Raw genomic sequence first — 1812 nt, forward strand, 5'->3', positions numbered from 1 at the left:
TTTTTAGTATGACGGGCATGCTATTAATCTGTGGTGAAAGTCCATAAAAGGCGTAGCTACCGACGAACTTGATAGCGACTTGCAAGGTTTGTGCTGCGAAGCATAGGCGAGAAGAAGCAATAGTGAAATCGTAGCCTGACGAACAGAAACCTAATACTAAGGCTTATATGATGGATAAGTTGACTAAAAGCAATGAAGTCCCAAAGGTAGTCGTAACTCATATAAGTATATTAGGCAGGTAGACGAGGAAAGATTAATGGCTTATCCCGTGAGGTCTCACAAGCAGAACATCTGTAGTAACAACGAATTGTGAGAAGTCAGCAGAAGCCATAGTAGTGACGAAACCTTTGTAATGAAGGTGGAGCGAAGGGCGGAACAATTTCAACAGTCAAATTTAAATTACATAAACAAATATATAGATTCGACAAGAGTAGAGTAGAGAAGACGTAACGGAACAAAATACTCATAGGTGGTAGAATTAATATATATGAAGTTAAATAATGAAAGGAGACAAAATCTTTTGGCAACAGAATTAATGGAAAAGATACTTGAAAGAGAAAATATGATGCAAGCATATAAGAAAGTTAAATCCAATAAAGGTGCTTGTGGAATAGATGGAATAGGTACAGATGAAATAAGAGATTACCTAATAGAAAATTGGACAAGTATCAAAAATAGAATAATAAAAAGAAAATATAAACCACAACCAGTTTTAAGAGTGGAAATACCAAAACCTAACGGTGGTGTAAGAAATCTAGGTATTCCAAACGTAGTAGATAGGATAATAGAACAAGCAATAGCTCAAGTAGTTAGCCCTATTGCGGAGCAACATTTTAGTGAATACAGCTATGGATTTAGACCGGGAAGAAATGCACATCAGGCAATAGATAAACTTCTTGAATATCTAAATGATGGATATACTTATATCGTAGATATTGACCTAGAAAAATTCTTCGACAATGTTCCTCATGATAAACTAATGACATTAGTTCAAAAAATAATACATGACCCAGATACAGAATCATTAATCAAGAAATACCTAACGGCTGGGGTAATGATTAGGGGAAAATATGAAGAAACGAAACTAGGAACACCGCAAGGTGGAAATTTATCACCACTTCTATCAAATATTATGTTAAATGAACTCGATAAAGAACTAGAGAAAAGAGGTTTGCACTTCGTGAGATATGCAGATGACTGTATAATAACCGTTGGAAGTAGTGCCTCAGCTAATAGAGTTATGAATACTGTAACTAAATGGATAGAAAGAAAGTTAGGATTAAAAGTAAATGCAACGAAGTCAAAGATAACAAGACCAACAAATCTCAAATACCTCGGATTTAGTTTCTACAAAATTGGAACAAAGTGGGAAGTTAGAATCCACGAAGACTCGATAACTCGCTTTAAAAGGAAACTCAAGAAACTAACAAAACGTTCTTGGTCTGTAGATATGACATATAGAATCAAGAAATTAAATGAAGTAATAAGAGGCTTTATAAACTATTTCAAAATACGGAAAATGAGAAAACATATGGAATTAATAGATAGACGTATAAGAAACAGAATGAGAGTTGTGATATGGAAACAATGGAAAACTAGTGAAAAGAGATTTTGGGGATTAAGAAAATTAGGAGCACCAGTTTGGATGGCAAAACAATCCGTAGGATTTGGTAACCATTATCAAGCAGTAATTAAGACAACTGGACTAAATAAAATAACAAAGGAAATTTTCACTAAAAGAGGATTAATAAGTTGCTTAGATTATTATATGAAATTGAACCGCGGAGTGCCGAACGGCACGCTCCGTGGTGT

General features: G+C 34.5%; 1 protein-coding gene. It reads left to right on the forward strand.

Annotated elements, in window-relative coordinates:
• Window positions 1-520: 520 nt before the first annotated feature.
• Window positions 521-1812 (forward strand): group II intron reverse transcriptase/maturase (ltrA, locus tag DWX74_RS10865; protein WP_330415690.1); only part of this gene is annotated, 1292 nt, incomplete at its 3' end.

The sequence above is a fragment of the Peptoclostridium sp. AF21-18 genome (assembly GCF_003478825.1).
In the GTDB taxonomy this organism is placed as follows: domain Bacteria; phylum Bacillota; class Clostridia; order Peptostreptococcales; family Peptostreptococcaceae; genus Peptacetobacter.